The organism is Microcoleus sp. CAWBG58 (assembly GCF_020883045.1).
Lineage (GTDB): Bacteria > Cyanobacteriota > Cyanobacteriia > Cyanobacteriales > Microcoleaceae > Microcoleus.
Genome location: NZ_JAHRFA010000013.1, coordinates 39672 through 60386 on the forward strand (window position 1 = coordinate 39672; position 20715 = coordinate 60386).

Consider the following 20715-nt stretch of genomic DNA (forward strand, 5'->3'; position numbering starts at 1 on the left):
AGATGCTTCAATCTGAAACCCGTCCGTTTATCAAGGTTCAATTGCTCATAAAAATTAATACGGGATGCGGGAAACGAGCGCGACTTTAGTCCTTCCTAGGGAAGCGACTCGTGCGGTTTTAACCGCCGTGGTACTTGTGCTATAATTAGATTGTGAGTAGGAACAGGAACAAAAACATCTACGTGTTGAAACATCCTAGTATCGGAGAAATCCCGGCTCCTATGAAACAACGGTTAGGTTTAAGTCCTGATGTCAGTATGACAGGAAAGAGCAAATAATGGCAGGTTGTGGAGCGTACCGCGTCTTGGCTTCGTGATGGATTCTGAAAGCATTAAAAACCAAAGTAGCTAGTAACTATCGCTTGACGATTGGTGACTAAGTAGACGGCGTTTGACGGTCGTAACGAGATTAGATTTAGGCCACAGCCTTGGTCTAATTCTGTCAGTAGAATCTCAGTGGCGTTGACTCCCTGAGAGTGTCAAAGATTAGCGGGTTTTGTCAAAGCTTAGTAGGCTGCTTTAGTTAGGCGCACGTTACTCCAAAAAAAACAGTAAATTTGGTTTGTAGTAAGGACTTCAGTCCTTTGATGAGAGATGCGGACTGAAGTCCTCACTACGAACCTCTTTTGATGGCTGATAATGTACTTAAAATTCTATAAATCTTAAACTTACTGACGCACCCTACGACTTTTTTCTAACGGATAGCGATCGGCAGGCGAAGCCGACCATTCCCACATTGAACCTGGATAATTCTTAGCATTAAATCCGAAATTTGTCAAGACAGAAGTCAACCACGCAGACCTAATTCCGCCACTACAATAAGTGACAATCTCAGTTGACAGCGAAACTTCTTTCTGCTGCAAGATTTCGACAATTTCCCCGCGAGAGAGGAGTTGTCCCTGCTTGTCCATCAACTGTTTGTAATAAAGGTGAATTGCCCCGGGAATGCGGCCGCCCCGCGTTTCTCCGTAAGGCGTTTTACCTGCATATTCTCGCGGCTCTCGGGCATCAATAACTGCTAAATTAGCATTGCCTAAAATAGCTTTTAAATCATCTCGATTGATTTCCCAAGTCGAGCGGCGAGATACGATAAAATCTCCGGGCTGAGGTGGATTGTTGGCACCTGTTACATGAGAAATTCCAGCTTTGACTAAAGCTTGATATCCTCCACCTACAAAAACAGCTTTTTCGTGTCCCAAAGTTCGCAGCATCCAAACAATTCGCCCGTCTTCGCCCCATCCTTTCACGGAATCGGCGATCGCGATTACAGGTTGGTCTTGACAAATTCCCAGTGCTTGCAGTTTTTCTGTTAAGATTGTATCATCTTCGAGAATTTTGCCTTTGTGCGGAAAGTGCGATCGCGAAAATTCTTGCCAAGTTACGGGAATAGCTGGCGGGAGACGGCAAAACCACTTTAAAATAGGTTGGCGAGCATCGAGCAAGGTAGCTCGTTTTTCCAGCAATTGCTTGGCTAAATCTGCACCTACAATCCAATTATCGGACAAATTACACATCAATTAGAGATGGTTTATTGAGCAACTTTTGCTGTATTAGCACCGCAGGCTACAACCCCTTTAGTATCCATTGTTGGCTTGGCTGGTTTAATCTTGCCAGAAGCAACATTTAGACATAAGATTGTTTGGGTCTTATTTCCTGCCAAAAAGACTCCACCCACAAAACTTTTGAGATTAGATTGATTCGACACTGCATAATTAAATACAGCTTTGTTGGCTGTATCAATTGAATATTTGTAATTAGCTGTGTCAGCTTTAATGCCGAGAGCTAGATTAGAAACAGAACTTGTAAAACCCGTATTGTTGCGATAGTAGTCTTGCTGAGCTTTATTCATTTCTACCACATATTGTTTGGCTGCTGATTCTTGAGTTTTAAGGGTTGGCGACAACTGAGCATGAGCCACTGTAGGAAACAAAACTGGTAGAATTAGAGTTGCGATCGCAATTTTTATCTGCTGGTTACGAGAGCTATAAATCATGTTTTTACCATTGCTTAAAACTTGAATGGCGGTAGGACACCGCACGGCCGTGTCTTTACATACGTGCGGTTTTACCTACATATTTCACGTCAAATTCATCGATCGACCTACTTAGCCAAAGCGGTATTGTTCGCAAAAATGACTGATTAACTGAGCGGTTGAGTAACATACAATTAAACTAATTGTTTTGCTTGAAACTGTTTCAAATCTCCAGGAGCAACGGTACCGTGTTCGGTGATGATTCCCGAGATTAATGCAGCCGGAGTTACATCAAAAGCTGGATTGTAAAATTCTACTCCTTCAGGACAAATTCGCGTAGTTCCAACTTGATACATTTCAACTGAATCGCGTTCTTCAATGGGGATTTGGCTACCGTCGGAAAGTTCAAAATCAATTGTTGACAGAGGGGCGGCGACAAAGAAGGGGACGTTGTGAGCTTTGGCAACAATTGCTAAGCTGTAAGTGCCAATTTTATTGGCGGCGTCGCCGTTAGCAGCGATTCTGTCTGCACCAACAACTACTGCGTGAATCATGCCGAGTTTCATGCAGTGGGCGGCCATATTGTCGGCGATTAAGGTGACGGGAATTCCTTCTTGCACGCATTCCCAGGTGGTGAGTTTGGCGCCTTGGAGGCGGGGGCGAGTTTCGTCAGCAAAAACTCTGCCAAGTCTGCCTTCTCGCCAAGCCGAACGAAATACGCCTAAGGCTGTACCGTAGCCTGCTGTAGCTAATGCGCCGGCATTGCAGTGAGTTAGTAAGTTCAATTTTTCTGGTGTAGCCGGCAGAACTTCTAAACCTTTGTCGCCGATATCTTTACAAGTTTGTACGTCTTCTGCTTGAATGGTTTTAGCCATTTCTAACAAAGTTTTCTGTACTTGTTCGACGGAACCGCTAGTTTGATTTGCTGTTTTGAGCATTCGGGATATTGCCCAAAACAAATTAACTGCTGTGGGACGAGTCGATCGCAATAATTCACCAACTTGTTCTAGTTTAGCCAGAAATTCCGTGCGATCGCCCGTTTCGATTTCCCTCGCACCCAAATACATCCCGTAAGCTGCTGCTACCCCAATCGCCGGAGCACCTCGCACGATCATCGTTTTAATCGCCTCAGCCATATCTTGAGAGCTACTAATTTCGACTGTGCTATATTCTTTCGGCAGTTGGTTTTGGTCAATTAGCAGCACCCGGTTGTCGAGCCAGGTGATGGGGGAAACGGGGGATTTTTGAGCAGTCATCGATTTCAATGATGTGAGGGACAAGTTTCTATGATGCCATGAAGGCGGATATTTCTCTATCTTATTAGGCACGCACTGGATTTGCCAAAAATCAAAGTCATAGGATTGGAGATTTAAGATTGGTTACATCTTTACGACTATATGGCTACAGAATTAACAAAAATTATTGTTAAGGATGGATAGCCTCGATCGGCTGTTGCACATTTAAATTGTATATTTCAATTTTGATCGAAACTCCTCAAATCCTCTCCCCGAATCCCTCGAACATAGCAGACAATCTCTCCCTTGGCAGCTTACTTTCCCATATTGCGCTTCATGCGATCGAGTTCTTCCTCAGCTTCCCAGTGTTGAAACTTTTGTTCGAGAGGGTCTGCCGCCTTAAAACTGTTAAAATTAGAACTCTGATTCCAACCCTTTGTATCCCAATTCTGCTCAGTTTTATCTGCTTTAGTCGTAGTTTTAGTTTTCACTTCTGCGGCTTTGGCGCGGACTTCTTTTCGGCGCAATTGAATTTGGCGGTACAATTCTTTGGCTTTTTCTATCCGTTCTTTGCAGCCTTGCATTTGTCCCCAGCGCTGATTTCCCTGACGCAGCAAAGCTGCTTGTCGCTCTTGGGCGGCTTGAGCTAGATCCAGCCTTTGAGCTGCTTTGGCTTTGTTGGCGCGATCGTTCCAGCGCTGAATTTCTTGGGCGGCGGACAGAATTTCTGCTTGCAGTGTTTTCTCTTGTTTCTGAATCTCTAGAATCAGTCGCAGGGTGTCTTCTTCTTGTTCCTTGAGTTGTTCTTCTATTGCCTGCAATTCCAGGTGGGGGTTGCTACGCAAAAATTCTTCTAATCGGGTTTCTAGAAAGCGGCTGACATCATCAAATATGCTCATTTTTTATGAATCCTGTGTTATTGGTTATTTGTTATTGGTTATTTGTTATTTGTTATTTGTTATTCGTTTTTAGCAGTTGAAATTCCCCAGCGATCGATTTATTAGCTACTAACAACTGACCCTTCGACTTCGCTCAGGGCAGCGCAACTGACAACTGACAACTGTCAACTGTCAACTGTCAACTGAAAATTTAAGAGGGCGGGCACGGGGGCGCCGCCCCTACCAACGGACAACTGTCAACTGTCAACTGACTGATTAGAACTTTTGTCCGACAAAAACCGATCGCACATCTCCACCCTTGCGGATAACTGCTTCTTGATTTTTGATTTCTGCCAGAGTCCAACCGCTAGCGCCGATGCTTTCGCCGACATAAATTCTGCGGGCTACACCGTCTACTTCAAACAAAGCAGCCGATCGATCGCCCAATTCCAAAATTCCCACTAGCGTCTGGGCGGAAGTCGGCGCGCCGGTAACAGCCGCTGCCGATTGCTGGGGCGCTGGCGCGGATTGCCCTGCTGCGGTTGCTGGTGCTGGTGCTGGTGCTGAATCAGTTTCGCGAGCCAAAATCTTTGGCTGCACAGACTCCGAGGGGGAAGCAGAAGCCGCGAGGGGAGCGCGATTGCCAGCGGCGGCGATCGCGCGACCCGAGGCAGAGGCTGACGGTGAAGGCGAACCTGCTGCGGTTTGAGAAGCTGCCGGAACCGCCACATTCACCTGAGTCGGAGCCGCCGGAGCCACAGTCACCTGAGCGGGGGGAGGGATGACTACGACTTGGGGTGCAGGTGCTCCCGGCGCGGCGGCGGCTTGTTCTAAGGCATTCGCGATGCGGTTGACTGCTGTCGAAAGACCTGCGGTTGCCGGTGGCGCGCCGGAAATTGAAATGCTCGGGAGTGTCCCTGGGGTTGCGGCTCCCGGAACTGCGGCAAGTTGCGAGTTAGCCTGAGGAGCTTTTTTTTGTTCGATCGCTACTAGCGATCGCTGCACGTATTCGACAAACTGGGTGTCTGGTGCGATTTTGCCACTTGCTGCCGGCGTCTGCGGGGTCGGGGCTGCGGGCAAGCGCACCAGTCCCGACCTGCTTGCCAGCCACAATCCCATGACTAGGAGCAGCGACCCACAGGCTGCTCCTAGCAGGATTCGGTCAAATGATTGTTTGGACTGTTTTTTGGTTGTTTCTAGGGCGACTTGGCGGGCGATCGCTGCTACCTGTTGTTCCCCGCCTCGCGGAGGTTCTGGCGCCAACTGCGACAAAACTATTTGAGGTACCGAGATGGATTTTAGCGCCACGAATTCTGCTGGTGGCACCTGCTCGGCTGGCAGTCCCTCGCTGCCGTCGAATGCTCGATCGACTCCTTCAAACAGTTCGTCCATCAACCGATCGGCGTAGGACTCTACTGCCACTGTTTCGGATGGCACTGTTTCGACGGTCGCCACCACGGCGATCGGATCGGACGCTGATTCCAAGGACATCTGTTTGGCGATTACTTTTTGAGGCATAGTTTTTTGTTGGCTCCCGCTCCTCGACAACTCTGAGATTCTCAACTTCAGATTTCTACAGGATACTTGTGATGTTGACCAATTCTTGGCTTAGAACAGGTTAATTGTAGCTCACCCATCACCATATTTTTAGTCCTGGGCCATTTGCTTTACCCGATCGACTTTTGTTTTACTTGTTTTTGCGCCTTTTTACCCGCAATCAACCGATACCAGGCCCCGCACTCTTTTTGTCGGTGCTCTCAAAATTTTCGACTCAAGTTCTGCCTCCGGTGATTCACTGTCCTTGTAGGGAAAAATTAAAATCAGACGATTCATTACTCCAATCCTCTTCCTTCTATAGCCTTTCGATCTCTCATATGAGGTACTTATGGGCAAACAGGGCAAACAGGGCAAACAGGGCAAACAGAGCATTGGCTTGCGCTGGGCATTGGCTTGCGCTGGGTATTGGCTTGCGCTGGACATACCTCACTTTTTTGAGAACGGCTATAGGTAGAGTTCGCCCTCAACTGTCATCTTTCATCTTTCAACTGTCAACTGAATGAAACGACCGAGAGTTTGTCAGGTGTGTATTTGTAATATTGTCGCTCTTCGTCGCACCCTAGGACTACCGATATCGTCGATATATCGGTGAGAATCGTTATATGCGGAATTGAGAACTCGCAAAGTGTAGTAGCTTGATGTATCACCTGAGTGTTCTTCATTTTTATATACAATGTCATCTAAAAAAGAAAACAGTGGATGTGGATGTACGAGCATTCCAATCTCATTAATCCTAATATTGTTAGGTGCCGCTTACTGGGGATTTAAACATCTAGATATTCTAGGTATTAGCAAGTTTTTGGCCAACAATCAACAAAACGAGCAACAAAACGCTCGTCTAAACACAAGCACTTCTAACAATCAACAACCAACTGCTGCTAATTTCCCTCAAGCACCTGTCCAGCCTGCACCTCTTGGCAATACTCCTCTCGGGCAAGCGACACCAACAACCAATCCACAAATTCCACCATTACCTATAGCCTCAGCAACCCCCAAGCAATCGCTATCACCTCAAACTCTTTGGGAGAAAAAGGAAATAAGGGGAATTTATTTAAGTCGCTATCAAGCCACTAATAATGCTAGCGAACAAACGATTCGCGAACGAGTTCGTTATTATCGCAGCCAAGGAATTAATACCATTATTCATGGAGTTTGGGGGAATGGTTGTACGATGTATAACAGCGAGGTTATGCAGCAAACATTCGGATACAAAAGTTGTCCGAACCAATTTCAAGAGCGATGGTTGGATTGGTTAATTGATGAGGCACACAAACAGGGAATGCAAGTTCACGCCTATTTTGAGAAGGGGATTAAAATCGATAAAAATAGCCCGATTTTTGACTTAGCAATTGCTAAGCGATGGATTGTTCCTGGCGTCGATAAAACCTACGCCGGTATCGATCATTATGTACTAGATGTGGAGATTCCAGAGGTTGCTAATTTATTCAAAAGTATCTCAGTAGAGTTTGTCAAAAAGTATCCAACTATCGATGCAGTTCAGTGGGATGATTACTTAGGTTATCATGCTGAGTTACCTGGAAAAGTCGATCGCACTTCTGGCTTGACCAATTTTGTGAGGCAAATGAGATCTGACATGAAGCAAGCTAATCCCCGCGTTAGTTTCGACATTTGCCATCACAATCCTTATTGGGGAAAACGCTATTTTGCGGCGGATTGGGTAAATTGGGGTGCCGATCGAGTTTTCATTCAAATTTACAACGATGCTAATTTCAACCAAGAACTCGATTATGCTAAAAATTATGCAGGAGTGGCAATTTCTGACAAACAATTGTCTCGCTTGAAAGAACTGATTGACAACCCGCAAATTAAGAGTATTTTGGTATTTCCCTCCTCGGGAAAACCAGAAGAGACTGCTGCATCGTTAGTGCAAGCTCAACAAAATACTCCGACACCTTCACCTTCCCCATTAGTACGTTCCTTACCAAATGCTCCCATACCTTCACCGAATAGCAGGGGTTTGAAGCCCCTGCCTTCAGGCGGATTGTGATAAGAATGGAGTTTAAATCTCGGTTCTTATCACTTCGCTGTCAACTGTCAACTGTCAACTGTTTAACTTCCCCCTAACTCATTCTTTCTGCCAATTCCAACCACCTTTCAGTCGCGCTATCAATTTCCTGCGTCAATTGAGCCAAACGATCCGATAACTTCTTGAGCTCTGCAAACCCGCTCGGAGCATTGTTGGACAAAATCTGCTCAATTTCTGCTTTCTGGGCTTCCATCTGCGGAATCTTAGCCTCTAATTGCTCATATTCTCTTTTATCATTGAAGGAAACTTTTGTAGATTTTGGTTTGGCAGCTTTGGCTGTGGAAGTGTTAGATTCTACGGGACGTGTAAGTTTTTCTTTGTCTTTTTGTCCTTGGATTTCTTTGGCTTCTTCGGCTTTCTTGTAATCTAAATATACCGAGTAATTGCCGGGATACAAGCGCAAATTGCCACCGGGCTCTAAGGCGAACACCATGTCGATCGTCCGATCGAGAAAATAGCGATCGTGCGATACTACAATTACGCAGCCGTTAAAGTCTTCGAGATAATCCTCCAAAACCGCCAGAGTCTGCACGTCTAGGTCGTTTGTGGGTTCGTCGAGAATCAGCACGTTGGGCGCACTCATCAGCACTTTCAGCAGAAATAACCTGCGCTTTTCGCCGCCGGAAAGCTTGTTAATGGGTGCATACTGTTGGTTGGGCGGAAACAGAAACTTTTCCAACATTTGAGAAGCGGTAATGATTTCCCCATCCGCCGTTTGCACCAATTCCGCGACACTTTTGAGATATTCAATCACCCGCTGGTCTTCATTCGGTGTCAAATCTTCTGAATGCTGGTCAAAATAACCGATATGAATGGTTGTGCCAATTTCCACAGTACCAGAATCCGGCTGAATGCGTCCGGTGATGATATCCATCAGCGTCGATTTTCCCGCACCGTTGCTACCAATAATGCCAATCCGATCTTCGGGAGTGAAATTGTAGGTAAAATCTTTAATTAAAGTGCGATCGCCATAGGCTTTACGAATATTCAACAACTCAATGACTTTCTTGCCAATTCGGCGGCCCGCTGTAGCAATCTCGACTTTACCATTGGCTGTTTTGAACTCCTCTGCGCGCATATCTTTAATGCGATCGATCCGAGCTTTTTGCTTGGTACTTCTAGCTTTCGGCCCCTTCTTGAGCCATTCCAACTCGCGCCGCAATACTCCCGAAAATTTGCGCTGAGTGCTGGCGGCGGATTCTTCAGCTAGGGCTTTTTTCTCCAAATAATAAGCGTAATTGCCAGCATAATTGTATAGGTCAGCGCGATCGATCTCCAGAATCCGGTTCGTCACGCGATCGAGAAAATAGCGATCGTGCGTAATCAGCAGCAGTGCACCGCGATAGCCGTTCAAATAATTCTGCAACCACTCCACAGACAGCGCATCCAAGTGGTTTGTCGGTTCATCCATCAACAACACATCGGGCTCCGACAACAGCGCCGTTGCTAAAGCAATGCGCTTGCGGTAGCCGCCGGACAAGTCGCCAATTTTCGCATGAAAATCTTCAATCCCCAACTTAGTCAAAATCAACTTAGCCTTAGTTTCCAAATCCCACGCATCCACCTCATCAATGCGTTCAGACACGCTAGACAGACGCGCCATCAACTTGTCAGTATCGCCTTTACCGTGGGACAACTGATCGGAAATTTCTTCATATTCCCGCACCAAAGCCATTTGTTCGCCGCTGTCGGCAAATACTTGCTCTAAAACCGTGTGACTTTCGTCTAAATCCGGCTGTTGCGGCAGATAGACAATTGTAGACCCAGGATTGACCCAGCGATCGCCAGAGTCGATCGACTCCAAACCCGCAATCATTTTCAGCAGCGTTGATTTCCCGGAACCGTTGGTGCCGATGAGTCCGACTTTATCGCCTTCATCAAGGCTGAAGCTGGCATTTGTCAAGAGTTCCTTGATGCCGAAGTCTTTTTTGATCGATCGCAGAGTAAAAATAGTCATGAGTATATAAAATTATTTACTTAGCTTTTGACATTCACTAGCAATTGGCAGTATTTTAGATTATATCATGTCTTGTACCGCACTTGATTTTGATTTGCGATTTCACCCAAGGCAAGCGAGAATTTATCAGTCTAAGTTTCCGAACTGGCAAGATGAGATATAAAATAATAAGTAAGAGTTGAGATTAGGAGCAATGAAAATAGATCGTATTACAAGCAATCCAAAGCGGATGAATGGACAACCATGTATTCGCGATCTTCGGCTTAGTGTTCGTCGAGTTATTGAGCTGCTAGCAACTTATCCCGATCGAGCAGAACTACATCAAGAGTTTCCAGAACTAGAGGATGAAGATATCCGACAAGCTCTAATTTTTGTATCCTCATCTTCGATACAATTCTAAGTTAGAGTTCTCATCTTGAGCGATCGTTGTTTTAAGCAATCTATTCCCATTCAATTAGCATCTCAGGTTGGTACTGATGGATTTAGATGAAAGAAGGCTCGCAGTCAGGAATTTTTACGAGCTGTTTTGCGAAAAAAATTATTTAGTCACTTCTTTACACGAGACAGTCGTGCGCGGTAAATGCCCTGAAGCTTGCCCGACCTATAAACAAATTGCAAGTCTTAAATTGTTAGCAAAATCTGTTAGTTCAGGTTTCGATTGTGTAGAAATCGAGAGAATACAGCAGGAAATTCCTCAAACTGTCGCTGATGCTTTCGCCCGTCACTTCTGGTATTCCCAGTGGACTCTTAGCGAGTTATTTCTCGTAAAAATTCCCATTGCTGAACAAGAGACATTTTTTTTGTTTGTTGTAGGGTTGTGCGATGATGGTTGGGAAAACAATACTAGCTTTATCGAAATCTTTGCAGAACAAGGCGAGTTTATCGGCGCAACAGACTTATACTGCGATCGAGAAGTTAAATGGAGGGAAAAACAATTCACAAATGAGGACTATAAAACCAATACAGGCGAGCCGCCTCCTCCTTGGTCTGGAGATGTTCCTAAGGATGTGCCTTACGACAAACCTTTATCGCTAGAAGAGGATATGGCTTGCATTTCATTCGAGACTTTGTACTACCATGAGCCTTTATGGTCAGAAGAAATGTTCTGGCAATGTGCTACAGAAGTTGAGAATGAAGGAAATGTTATTCGTTATGTTCTTAACGACAAAAATTTTGGTTGTTAATTTGCTGTTCTAATTTTATTCAACCGATTTATTTACAGTAATTCATAGAATAGTTACTGAGTCAGCGACTAGGATTCTATCGAGACAAATAATTCAGAACTCTCGATTAAATCCAAACATCCTCAGTTTGGGTGTGAGAGAAAGGTTCAGAAAGTATAAACTTAGTTTGCAAAACATCCATTATAAACTTTAATGTCATAATCAATATTTTGACATTTAAATATTGCTTAAAGTGCCAAATTACGACCGCTTTGAAGTACGAATCACTCCAGGATCTTTTCCTTGGATACTAGGCCACAAACTTTATGTAGCTGAGATTTTTATCAATCATCAACCGCTACTAGAATTAGTGCGCCAAGTTGAAAAACCGCTGGTTTTAGCTGAGATTCAGGAGCGGCGATTGGCAGGAGATACTATTGATGAATCAGTCTTGTCAGCAGGAGACTACTTGTATTTACCACCTTCTATGATTCTGCTTCCCTCGCGCAACTTGCTTGACGAGCCTTGGGATTGTGGATTTGAGTTGCAATCGAAAGATACGCAGGCTGGCAAAGCAACTATTTTAGGTTGTACTTGTGGGGTAATTGACTGCTGGTTTATGCAAGTTCGGATCTCACTTAATGAATCTACTGTTGAGTGGGCAGATTTTGGTCAGTTTCATCGCGATTGGGAATATAGTCTGGGGCCATTTAAGTTTGACAGAGAGCAATATGAATCTGAACTTTACAAAGATGGATAAACATTTATTATGAAATTTGAGATATTGAGAAAATGGTTGAAGATGAATCGTACAATAACAGCGATCGCCATTTCTGAGATGCTTTGCTCTATTGCGCCTAAATAGCGATCGCCCTTGTTTTAGCCTGAGGATCAGATTCCGGTTTGGCGATCGCCCGAATCTCCACATCACTACCAAGCGCATTTAAGAACCGGAACAGGCGATAGTACCATAACAGCGGTATAATAGACTTAATCAGACTGGCGGTTAGTAACGTGGATATTCTAATTGAGTCAACAAAAGGATTTGAAAACGATCTTACTAAGTTGAGTGAAGATGAAAAAACAGCAGCAATTCAAAAAATCAACGATTGCGCCAGTCTCTTCCCAACTCAAAAAGCTGATTTATATCGTAAACTACACCGCCTTCCCCTACAGTCAAATCTTAATGGCTACGAATCTTCACTTTACACACTAACGGTTTCTCGAACATTAAGAGTAATTTGGGCAGTTGACGAAGATCCAATTTTTGGACAAGTTATTTTTACTCTTTTTGGAGTAGTCAAACACGATGAGCTCGATCGCGCATATCAGGGTGTAGCAGAGTCTTTATATCAGGATATGCTTCACCACAATCTAGCAACTGCCCAAATTTCGTAAGTTTATTTATGGCACAGACTATTACGCTCTGCGATGAATATGGCATTATTCACGAAGCGATAAAGATTTTGCCAGATGACGAGCTAAAAATTATTGTTCTGGAAGCTTTGCAGGTTTTGCAATTACCCGAATCTCCACATCACTACCCAGCGCATTTAAGAACCGGAATAGGCGATCCATCGAAAACTCATATAGTTTTCCACGCAGCAAATCAGTGATTTTAGATCGATCGATTTATGTCAAATAGCAGCGATCGCCCGGGAGCATCTCAGTTTGGAATTTATAGTGCGTTTGGAATTTATAGTGCGAGCGTCCCCGCTCGCGAGTTGTAAAATACGCGAGCGGGGACGCTCGCACTATAATAAATAAAAAAATACTTTTTGCAAAACTGAGATGCTCCCGATCGCCCGTGCCTTCCAATGTACTATAATTCAGATACCAACAAAAGTTGGAGTATTTTTGTACGTCCTTGTGATTATAAACGCAGGTGGTTATGTCTCAAGCAATTAGGCAAGACATCATCAATATCGCCGAAGAGCAGATTGACGAAATAAGGAAAAAGATCGACTACCATACCACAGAATACACGATCGAATTCCTAGTCAATAAATACCTGCAACAAGATGATGGAGGGCTCGGTGAGATTTATATCCCTGAATTTCAAAGAAAATTGATATGGGATACTAACGCTCTTTTGTCACTTTCATGAGAGTAAATTCTCGAAGACACGACAGCAAAGGATCTCTTGCCAAATGCTCCCAAAGCCAGCAAGGTGTTAGAAAATCGTTCCACAAAGCCATGCCAGATTAGCATTATCAAATTATGGTCAGATTTTTCCTTTCTTAGAGTGATTAAAGAGCGCTAATTATCAATCTCGATTCATTGAATCCCTTATTCTTGGTATGCCCATTGCTGCCATCATTGTCGCAGAAATCGAAGAAACTGGAAAAATAGCGATTGTTGATGGAGCTCAGAGGGTGATGACTCTCGCAGCTTTCCTGACAAATCAGTTGCAACTGAGCAACCTCAAAACATTAGCTTCTCTAAATGGTTCCTATTTTAAGGATCTCGCACCCTCACGCCAAAGAAAGTTTAAAAATACTTCACTCCGAACGATCGTTCTCTCAGAAAAAGCTGATGACAGAGTAATAAATGAAGTCTTTTATCGCATAAATTCTTGAGAAGATATTGAATTGCGTAAAGACAGATTTCTCAATTAAGCTGAAGACATATGACATTAAAAACCAACTTTTAAGTCACAGCCAATGAAAGAGTTTATCAGAGACTTTAACAGGCGAGTGGCAGAAATTCAGAAATATTTTGAATTAGTAGATAAAATAGAACAACTTGGTGCATTGTCTGCTAAATCGATCGTTTTCCCCTCAGGGCAATATATTGTTGATAGCGAAATTCAAAAAATCTTGAAGTCTCATTGTTATTTGCTATTATACAATGTCGTCGAATCTTCTATTAGAAACGGCATAACTGCAATTCATGATGTTATTGTAATCGATTGACTAACTTATAAAGATTTAAGTCCGAAAATAAAGAGATTGTGGTTGCTGAACGATCGAAGTAAAAGTTTCAGAGATTCATATATCAAAAAAGATTCGATCGCTGACAATCTTCAGGAATTAATTAAATCGGTTTTGGATGATGAGATGGTGCCGTTAGATCCATCTAATATTCCCATATCGGGAAATTTGGATGCTAAAAATATCAAAGAACCCATAGATATGTATGGCTTCCTTGGGAATTTAGGAGTTGCGAGTAGAGAAATAGATGACCTTCTGAATTTTGTGGTTAAGATTCGATGCGATTTGGCACATGGCAATGTTTCGTTTTCTGATGCTTCGAGTCAAATACTTTGGAGCAAGTTAGTCGATGACAAAGATAAATTGGTTAAATATCTAACTCATATGCTGAATAATATTGATGATTATATTGACAAGAAGAAATACAGAATTTAGCCGTCGGCAGCGGCTAGGGTAAAAAATATTGCCACTACTCGATCGCACTTTTTTAATTTCCTAGCTGATTTTTGTCCTGCTTTACGGAAGTTGTCGCTGTCGGATTTCTTTTGATTCGATCGCCCACGCCTTCCAATGTACTATAATTCACATACCAACCATTGTTGGAGTGCTTTTTTATATTTCTGCAAAACATTTAAAAAAAAGCCTGCCAACTCTCAGTCAGCGATCGCCTTGCGTTACTAAGTGCGATCGTTCGCTTTCCCCACTTTGATAAGCACGGTTTTATCATGTCGATTAAAACAGTCTATCGCCTAACTGCCCATCTCAAAAAAATCCCGCTACGAACAGTGCTGATTGTACCGTTTGTGCTGCAAATTGTCGGGACTGCGGGGTTGGTGGGATATCTTTCCTATACCAACGGGCAAAAGGCGGTTAACAACCTAGCCGATCGGCTAGCAGCACAAATGGGCGATCGCGTCATACATTACCTCGATACATATCTGTCTGCGCCTCATTCGATCAACCGCATTAACACCGATGCGGTGCGCCAAAAAACAATCAATTTACAAGATTTGCGGCAACTCGAACGCTACCTTTTCTTTCAACTCAAACAGTTCGATTCGCCGACAACCATTATTTTTGGTAGCAAACGGGGAGACTTCGTGGGAAGCGATCGCACTATCGGACAGAATCTGATTATGCGATCGGATGAGTTCGATCGGGGCATCATCAATATGTATGTTCCAGACTTGCTAGGTAATAGAACCAAACTATACAAAACTTTTCGACAACCTGATGCCACAAAAAGACCTTGGTACCAAGCTGCTAAAGCTGCCGGGAAATCCACCTGGAGTAATATTTTTCAAGTCGGTAACAATACAGATTTAGTAATTAACGGCAATCGACCGATTTATGATGAGGCGACAAAGGAACTGCTGGGAGTCTTTTCGGTAAACCTCAACATTAGAAAGATTGCCATTTTTCTCGACAGCATAAAAACTAGCAAATCGGCAAAAATTTTTATTGTCGAACGCAGCGGGTTGTTAGTAGCCAATTCCGGGCCCGACAATCCCTATATTTTGAGGAACCAGCAGTTTAATCGATTAAAATTAACGGCAAGCCCAAATGCTACAATCCGCGCCACGGGTCTATTTTTAACGAATCACTTTGGCGATTTTTCCCAAATTAATGATGTTCAACACATTGAATTTGAAATTGACGGCCAATCCCAATTACTCAAAGTAGTACCTTACCGGGATAATTTTGGTTTAGATTGGTTGATTGCGATCGTCATCCCAGAATCTGATTTTATGGCAGAAATTGACGCCAATAATTTCACCACAATTATACTATGTGTGACTGCCTTGATGGGAGCAATTGTTGTCGGTATTTTCACAGCTAAATGGATAACAGAGCCACTTTTACGTTTAAATACTGCCGCCAAAGCTCTAGCTAACAATGAAGGGAATACAAATGTCGAGATCGATCGCGCTGATGAAGTCGGGCAATTGGCAAATTCGTTCAATTATATGGCAGACAAACTGCAATATGCTTTCAAATCGCTCCAATCTTTAAATGCTGCCTTAACCGACAGTGAAAGCCGCATGAAACAAATCCTAGAAGCTATGCCGGTGGGAGTGTCAGTTCACGACTATACCGGGCAACTGATTTACATAAATCAGATAGCGCGGCAATTAGTAAATATCCAAACTATACCGGAGTCTACTATTGAGCAAATAGCAGAAGTTTTTAGACTTTACGATGCAGGAACAGATGAATTATATTCAATAATCAAAAATCCGCTCGCCCGATCGCTCAAAGGAGAAACCGTGAGAGTGGAAGACATAGAAATTCGTTTGCCCGATCGCACTATTCCCTTAGAATTTTTCAGTACGCCGCTGTTTGATGAAGCTGGCAACATTATCGGCGCGATCGGCGCTTCTCAAGACATCACCGATCGCAAAAAAGCCGAAAAGTTGCAAGCAGACTACAATCGCACTTTAGAACAAAAGGTGACCGATCGCACTGCGGAACTCCAAGCAGCAAAAGAAGCCGCCGAAGTCGCCAACCGAGCTAAAAGTGCCTTTCTTGCCAATATGAGCCACGAATTGCGGACTCCCCTCAATGCCATTCTCGGCTACGCTCAAATACTTTCCCGACAGCCAGATTTTTCTCCCCGCGACAAAGAGCAAATTCGCACGATCCAGCAGTGCGGTTCTCAGTTGCTGACTTTAATTAATGATATTTTAGATTTGGCTAAAATTGAAGCTGAAAAGATGGAGTTAACTGTTAACGATGTTTGTTTGTCAGATTTTCTCAATGACATATTAGAAATGTTTCGGTTCAAAGCCGAAGAAAAGAACCTGGTCTTTGTCACCCAAATAGCAGGTAAAATTCCGAATTTTGTATCTGTAGATGAAAAGCGGTTGCGTCAAATTCTCCTGAATTTATTAAGTAACGCGATTAAATTTACTGATGAAGGTAGCATACTTTTTAAAGTAGAGGTAATTGAGAACAGTGAACCTGTTGCAGGAATATTGAGCGCGGGCCAGGAATCAGATTTTTTATTTAATGCAAGTCCCGCCTTCCCAATTACCAAAATCCACTTTCAAGTTAAAGATACAGGCATCGGAATTACTAGCGATGCAATAGAACGAATATTTCTACCTTTTGAACAAGTGAGCGAAATCGGCCAAAAAACAGAAGGTACGGGTTTGGGATTAAACATTGCCAAAACCTTAGTTTCGCTGATGGGAGGGGAACTCAAAGTCGAAAGTTGTTGGGGTGTTGGGAGTACGTTTTGGTTTGAGATTGAATTGTCACTTGCAGATTTGCTCCTACCAGTTTCGCCACCACCACAGCAACCCGTAATTACAGGTTATGAAGGTCAACGGCGTAAAATATTAGTTGTTGACGATAGTCCAGAAAATCGCTCTTTGATGGTGGATATTTTAGCACCGCTGGGTTTTGAGTTAATTGAGGTTGATTCTGGTGAAAAAGGTTTAGTAACAGCAATTTCCCAGGAACCGGATTTAATTATTGCTGACTTGTTGATGCCCGGAATCAGCGGTTTTGAACTCTGCGCTCAATTGCGTTGTTTGCCAATGTTTCGGGAGACGCCAATCTTGATTGCTACTAGCGGGCTGTTTGAGTTGGATTTGGAAAAGCAAGAGGAAATAGGCTACACTGATTTTATCAGTAAATTTTTTATAATTGATGATTTCTTGGCGAAAATACAAAATTATCTGGGAGTGATTTGGATTTTTGAGGCTTCGGGCGATTCCCTACGGGATAACTGCGCCCCGCGTACTTTCGCTGAATTGGCGATCGGCTCAGAAGACGTAGAAATGCCTCCCCACGAAGAGTTACTTTATTTGTATGAAGCCGCTCAAATCGGTAATTTCGAGCAGATTAAGTACGAAGCACAGCGCCTGCAAGAGTTAAATCCGACTTATACCTTATTTGCTCGGAAAATTTGGCAGTTAGTCGATCGCTATGACGATGATGCGATAATTAAACTAATTGAGCCTTACTTAAATCCGGACGACTAAAATTGCTTTCTAGTACCGATTTCAATCTTCATAACCGGATTGAACAAGAAGTAATAACCTCAATCCTAAAAATCGTTCGGAGCGAGCCAACTTGCAGTATACATAGTAAGGATGTGAGAGCGAAAATAGTTCAACAGTTGACAGTTTGAGAGCGGCCTCTACCTAGAAGTCCGAGGATTCGAGTAATGAATAGTCTAATTTTAATTTCTCCTTCAAATGGTTCCGGCTTTCAACCAATTCTTTCTGGTAAGTATAGCGGTTCTCAGAAAGATGAGGTACGTTGTTGGGCTTCAGCCCTCTTATTCTCAGCGGTTATATAAGCTGTCAGTCATACCTCACCTTTTTGAGAAAGGCTATAAGTCATTCCCAGTGAAACGCAAGCGTTGGGATGCGTGACGATCGCCATCGCTGTATTTATGGCAGTTGTACGTCACGGCACCAGAAACGGGGTTTTTCACACTCTAAAGTTGATCTAACCGAGCAAATTTTAAAAATAAATAGTAGAATAGATTTCTATCAGGCCTCCATCTTCTATATAGGATCTGTTGCAGCAAATTTAACCAAACTCAAGGATCCGAGTAACAGCGACGCAATATCTCGGCTTTCAGGTTTAGTTGATCACAAGCAACTCTGTTTCTTTATTCAATACCTTCCCATATTCTTGTATGTTGGGTTAAGACACTCCCAATCAACCTACGTTATGTGAGCCAATTTGTTTATTTTCAAAGATAAAAATATGCACGTTCAGCCAAAAAGTAAAGTATTGATCGTAGACGACCAGCCCGCTAATATTAACATATTATCATATTTCCTAGTCGAATATGGATTTGAGATTTTTGTAGCTACAACAGGAGAAAAAGCGCTAGATAGAGTTACAAAAATCTTGCCAGATATCATTTTGCTAGATGTGATGATGCCGGGAATAGACGGATTTGAAACCTGCCGTCGCCTGAAATCAATAGATGAAGTTAAGGACATTCCCGTAATTTTTATGACAGCTCTTTCCGAGGCTGCGGATAAAGTGAAAGGGTTGACTTTGGGTGCAGTAGACTACATCACTAAACCGCTGGAGCACGAAGAGGCGATCGCCCGCATCAACGTTCACCTACAACTACGCAACCTCACCAAACAATTAGAACAACAAAATATGCTATTGCGATCGGAAGTGCGATCGCGCCAATTAGCTGAGTTAGCCCTGCGCTTTTCCGAAGAAAAATTTGCCAAAGCTTTTCGCAGCAGCCCCGCCGCCATGACAATCGCCACACTCGAAGAGGGATACTTGACGGAAGTCAACCACAGCTTTTGCAACCTCACCGGCTATTTTCCCGAGGAAATCTTGGGAAAAACCGATCGCCAAATCAACTTATGGGAGAATTTGGGCGATCGCAATCGTTTCTTAGAAATCTTGCAAAGATCCGGTGCTATTTACAAACAAGAATTCCAGTTTCGTACCAAGTTCGACCAAATCAAGTGTGTCCTCATATCCGCAGAAATCATTAGTATTGGCGACACCAACTGCATTCTGATGATGACTTACGACATTACCGAGCAAAAGCTTGCGCAAGAAATCTCATACCGCCGCGAACAAGAATTCAGAGCTTTAGCGGAAAATTCCCCGGATATAATTGCGCGATTTGACAAGCAACTGCGCCACCTTTACGTCAATCAAGCAGCAGAATTAGCCACAGGAATCCCCGCCGCAGCATTCACGGGTAAAACCCATCGAGAATTAGGAATGTCCGAGGAAGTGGTAATGCTCTCGGAAGCAACTTTGTGCGCCGTGTTCGCTAACGGCACCGAAGAGTGCTTTGAGTTTAATTTTCTCACAAAATCAGGCAATAAATTTTATCAAGTTTGCATGGTTCCTGAATTTAAGCGCGATCGGACAATTGCATCTGTCTTATCTGTCAGCCGTGACATCACCGCTGTCAAACAAGCCGAACTGCAATTACGAAAAAGCGAACTGCGGGAACGAGAAAAAGCTACTCAATTAAAATTAACATTAGACAATCTCAGACGCACCCAATCCCAACTGATTCAAACAGAAAAAATGTTAAGTCTCGGGAGAATGGTAGCAGGAGTAGCCCACGAAATTAACAATCCCAATAGTTTTATTTTGGGAAATATCAATCCAGCCCGCCACTATTTCCAAGATTTAAACAACCTCTTGGAACTTTACAAGAACAAATATCCAGAGCCCGGAGCCGAAATACAACAACTTTCTGAGAGTATAGATTTAGATTTTTTGCAAAAAGATTGGTCACGGCTAATGCAGTCAATCGAGTCTGGAGCATCGCGCATCCAACAAATTGTTAACTCGTTAAAGTTTTTCACAAAACTCGACGAATCCGGCATCAAAGAAGTAGATATCAATCAAAATCTCGATCATACTCTACTATTCGTCCAGCACCGAGCAGGAGGTAAAGGCATTGGTAAAAAAAGCGGATGCAGCATTATTTCTCAAGAGATTGAGGTAATAAAAAACTATGGCAACCTGCCGGAAGTTCCCTGTTACAGCAGTCAGTTGAATCAGGTGTTTGCCAGTTTGCTCAATAATGCCATTGATGCCCTAGAAACTCAACCTTATCCCAAAATAGTGATTCATACTGAGCTGGAAACAGCAGAATGTTCGGGAGTTGGCAAAGGCAAATCAGCAAGAGCTTACAATCATTTGTCAGCGACAATTACTCCCGAAAATCCTCCCTGTCAATTCGCAGTGATTCGGATTGCTGACAACGGTATTGGCATGAGTGAAGCAGTGCTAAAAAAGATGTTTGACCCGTTTTTTACCACAAAACCTGTAGGGAGCGGTACGGGATTGGGTTTATCGATCAGTCACCAAATTGTTGTCGAACAACACGGCGGTCAAATTAGTTGTATTTCTGCTCCTGGTAAAGGGACAGAATTCGTTGTGAAGATTCCTTTACACCAGGTAACTTGCGATCGAGAAACTCGACAGCCGGTTTCTTTCTAAGTCAGTCCGTT

At 43.4% G+C, this 20715-nt stretch carries 18 protein-coding genes and 1 pseudogene; 11 read left to right on the forward strand and 8 right to left on the reverse strand.

Going from position 1 to position 20715, the window contains the following annotated elements; translation table 11 throughout:
- Positions 1 to 667: 667 nt before the first annotated feature.
- The 6 genes from QZ918_RS08095 to QZ918_RS08120 form a co-directional block, all read right to left on the reverse strand.
- Positions 668 to 1513, reverse strand: coding sequence for a sulfurtransferase (locus tag QZ918_RS08095; protein ID WP_293333274.1), 846 nt, complete (start codon positions 1511 to 1513; stop codon positions 668 to 670).
- A gap of 14 nt (positions 1514 to 1527) precedes the next feature.
- The gene (locus QZ918_RS08100) at positions 1528 to 2037 is read right to left on the reverse strand and encodes a type IV pilin-like G/H family protein (protein WP_293333277.1); all 510 of its coding nucleotides are present in this window, start codon (positions 2035 to 2037) and stop codon (positions 1528 to 1530) included.
- A gap of 128 nt (positions 2038 to 2165) precedes the next feature.
- Entirely contained in the window at positions 2166 to 3227 is a 1062-nt protein-coding gene (gene mtnA / locus QZ918_RS08105) for an S-methyl-5-thioribose-1-phosphate isomerase (RefSeq protein ID WP_293143162.1), read from the reverse strand.
- Positions 3228 to 3520: 293 nt separating this feature from the next.
- The gene (locus QZ918_RS08110) at positions 3521 to 4105 is read right to left on the reverse strand and encodes a TIGR04376 family protein (RefSeq protein ID WP_293333280.1); all 585 of its coding nucleotides are present in this window, start codon (positions 4103 to 4105) and stop codon (positions 3521 to 3523) included.
- A 255-nt stretch (positions 4106 to 4360) separates the two neighbouring features.
- Positions 4361 to 5602 carry a hypothetical protein gene (locus QZ918_RS08115; protein ID WP_293143168.1) on the reverse strand — a complete coding sequence of 414 codons (1242 nt, stop codon included), beginning with the start codon at positions 5600 to 5602 and terminating at the stop codon, positions 4361 to 4363.
- A 189-nt stretch (positions 5603 to 5791) separates the two neighbouring features.
- On the reverse strand, positions 5792 to 5917 hold the full coding sequence (locus QZ918_RS08120; RefSeq protein ID WP_293333283.1) for a hypothetical protein: 126 nt from the start codon (positions 5915 to 5917) through the stop codon (positions 5792 to 5794).
- Positions 5918 to 6314: 397 nt separating this feature from the next.
- Between QZ918_RS08120 and QZ918_RS08125 the strand changes: the two genes are divergently transcribed.
- The gene (locus QZ918_RS08125; RefSeq protein WP_293333286.1) at positions 6315 to 7649 is read left to right on the forward strand and encodes a family 10 glycosylhydrolase; all 1335 of its coding nucleotides are present in this window, start codon (positions 6315 to 6317) and stop codon (positions 7647 to 7649) included.
- A gap of 73 nt (positions 7650 to 7722) precedes the next feature.
- Here QZ918_RS08125 and QZ918_RS08130 read toward each other — a convergent pair whose 3' ends face one another.
- Positions 7723 to 9645 carry an ABC-F family ATP-binding cassette domain-containing protein gene (locus QZ918_RS08130; protein WP_293333289.1) on the reverse strand — a complete coding sequence of 641 codons (1923 nt, stop codon included), beginning with the start codon at positions 9643 to 9645 and terminating at the stop codon, positions 7723 to 7725.
- A gap of 229 nt (positions 9646 to 9874) precedes the next feature.
- On the opposite strand from QZ918_RS08130, the gene QZ918_RS08135 reads away from it, so the two are divergent.
- The 4 genes from QZ918_RS08135 to QZ918_RS08150 all read left to right on the forward strand — a co-directional run bounded on the left by QZ918_RS08135 (position 9875) and on the right by QZ918_RS08150 (position 12206).
- Complete coding sequence (locus tag QZ918_RS08135; protein ID WP_293333292.1) at positions 9875 to 10045, forward strand: DUF433 domain-containing protein; 171 nt, start codon at positions 9875 to 9877, stop codon at positions 10043 to 10045.
- A 76-nt stretch (positions 10046 to 10121) separates the two neighbouring features.
- Positions 10122 to 10829 carry a hypothetical protein gene (locus tag QZ918_RS08140; protein ID WP_293333295.1) on the forward strand — a complete coding sequence of 236 codons (708 nt, stop codon included), beginning with the start codon at positions 10122 to 10124 and terminating at the stop codon, positions 10827 to 10829.
- 232 nt (positions 10830 to 11061) lie between these two features.
- Positions 11062 to 11568, forward strand: a complete 507-nt coding sequence (locus QZ918_RS08145) for a hypothetical protein (RefSeq protein WP_293333298.1) — start codon at positions 11062 to 11064, stop codon at positions 11566 to 11568.
- Between the two features lie 254 nt (positions 11569 to 11822).
- Positions 11823 to 12206 carry a hypothetical protein gene (locus tag QZ918_RS08150; RefSeq protein ID WP_293333300.1) on the forward strand — a complete coding sequence of 128 codons (384 nt, stop codon included), beginning with the start codon at positions 11823 to 11825 and terminating at the stop codon, positions 12204 to 12206.
- 90 nt (positions 12207 to 12296) lie between these two features.
- Here QZ918_RS08150 and QZ918_RS33065 read toward each other — a convergent pair whose 3' ends face one another.
- A complete protein-coding gene (locus tag QZ918_RS33065) occupies positions 12297 to 12416 on the reverse strand; it encodes an XRE family transcriptional regulator (RefSeq protein ID WP_367275283.1) in 120 nt (39 codons plus the stop codon).
- Between the two features lie 283 nt (positions 12417 to 12699).
- Here QZ918_RS33065 and QZ918_RS08160 point away from each other — a divergent pair, with 283 nt between their 5' ends.
- From QZ918_RS08160 to QZ918_RS08185, 6 genes and pseudogenes are all read left to right on the forward strand, one after another.
- On the forward strand, positions 12700 to 12915 hold the full coding sequence (locus tag QZ918_RS08160) for a hypothetical protein (RefSeq protein ID WP_293333304.1): 216 nt from the start codon (positions 12700 to 12702) through the stop codon (positions 12913 to 12915).
- A gap of 172 nt (positions 12916 to 13087) precedes the next feature.
- The gene (locus tag QZ918_RS08165; protein ID WP_293333442.1) at positions 13088 to 13387 is read left to right on the forward strand and encodes a GmrSD restriction endonuclease domain-containing protein; all 300 of its coding nucleotides are present in this window, start codon (positions 13088 to 13090) and stop codon (positions 13385 to 13387) included.
- A gap of 84 nt (positions 13388 to 13471) precedes the next feature.
- Positions 13472 to 14176 (forward strand): annotated as a pseudogene (locus QZ918_RS08170) (MAE_28990/MAE_18760 family HEPN-like nuclease).
- Positions 14177 to 14466: 290 nt separating this feature from the next.
- Complete coding sequence (locus tag QZ918_RS08175; RefSeq protein ID WP_293333306.1) at positions 14467 to 17730, forward strand: HAMP domain-containing hybrid sensor histidine kinase/response regulator; 3264 nt, start codon at positions 14467 to 14469, stop codon at positions 17728 to 17730.
- Positions 17731 to 17915: 185 nt separating this feature from the next.
- Positions 17916 to 18050, forward strand: a complete 135-nt coding sequence (locus tag QZ918_RS08180) for a hypothetical protein (protein ID WP_293333308.1) — start codon at positions 17916 to 17918, stop codon at positions 18048 to 18050.
- A 416-nt stretch (positions 18051 to 18466) separates the two neighbouring features.
- Positions 18467 to 20704 (forward strand): response regulator, encoded by a 2238-nt coding sequence (locus QZ918_RS08185; protein WP_293333311.1) that lies wholly within the window; start codon positions 18467 to 18469, stop codon positions 20702 to 20704.
- The last annotated feature ends 11 nt before the right edge of the window (positions 20705 to 20715 follow it).

Coding starts and splice junctions, on each gene's coding strand:
- QZ918_RS08095 (WP_293333274.1), bottom strand. CDS start 1,513: ATGTGTAATTTGTCCGATAATTGGATTGTAGGTGCAGATTTAGCCAAG.
- mtnA (WP_293143162.1), bottom strand. CDS start 3,227: ATGACTGCTCAAAAATCCCCCGTTTCCCCCATCACCTGGCTCGACAAC.
- QZ918_RS08110 (WP_293333280.1), bottom strand. CDS start 4,105: ATGAGCATATTTGATGATGTCAGCCGCTTTCTAGAAACCCGATTAGAA.
- QZ918_RS08115 (WP_293143168.1), bottom strand. CDS start 5,602: ATGCCTCAAAAAGTAATCGCCAAACAGATGTCCTTGGAATCAGCGTCC.
- QZ918_RS08120 (WP_293333283.1), bottom strand. CDS start 5,917: ATGAATCGTCTGATTTTAATTTTTCCCTACAAGGACAGTGAATCACCG.
- QZ918_RS08125 (WP_293333286.1), top strand. CDS start 6,315: ATGTCATCTAAAAAAGAAAACAGTGGATGTGGATGTACGAGCATTCCA.
- QZ918_RS08130 (WP_293333289.1), bottom strand. CDS start 9,645: ATGACTATTTTTACTCTGCGATCGATCAAAAAAGACTTCGGCATCAAG.
- QZ918_RS08135 (WP_293333292.1), top strand. CDS start 9,875: ATGAATGGACAACCATGTATTCGCGATCTTCGGCTTAGTGTTCGTCGA.
- QZ918_RS08140 (WP_293333295.1), top strand. CDS start 10,122: ATGGATTTAGATGAAAGAAGGCTCGCAGTCAGGAATTTTTACGAGCTG.
- QZ918_RS08160 (WP_293333304.1), top strand. CDS start 12,700: ATGTCTCAAGCAATTAGGCAAGACATCATCAATATCGCCGAAGAGCAG.
- QZ918_RS08175 (WP_293333306.1), top strand. CDS start 14,467: ATGTCGATTAAAACAGTCTATCGCCTAACTGCCCATCTCAAAAAAATC.
- QZ918_RS08180 (WP_293333308.1), top strand. CDS start 17,916: ATGAATAGTCTAATTTTAATTTCTCCTTCAAATGGTTCCGGCTTTCAA.
- QZ918_RS08185 (WP_293333311.1), top strand. CDS start 18,467: ATGCACGTTCAGCCAAAAAGTAAAGTATTGATCGTAGACGACCAGCCC.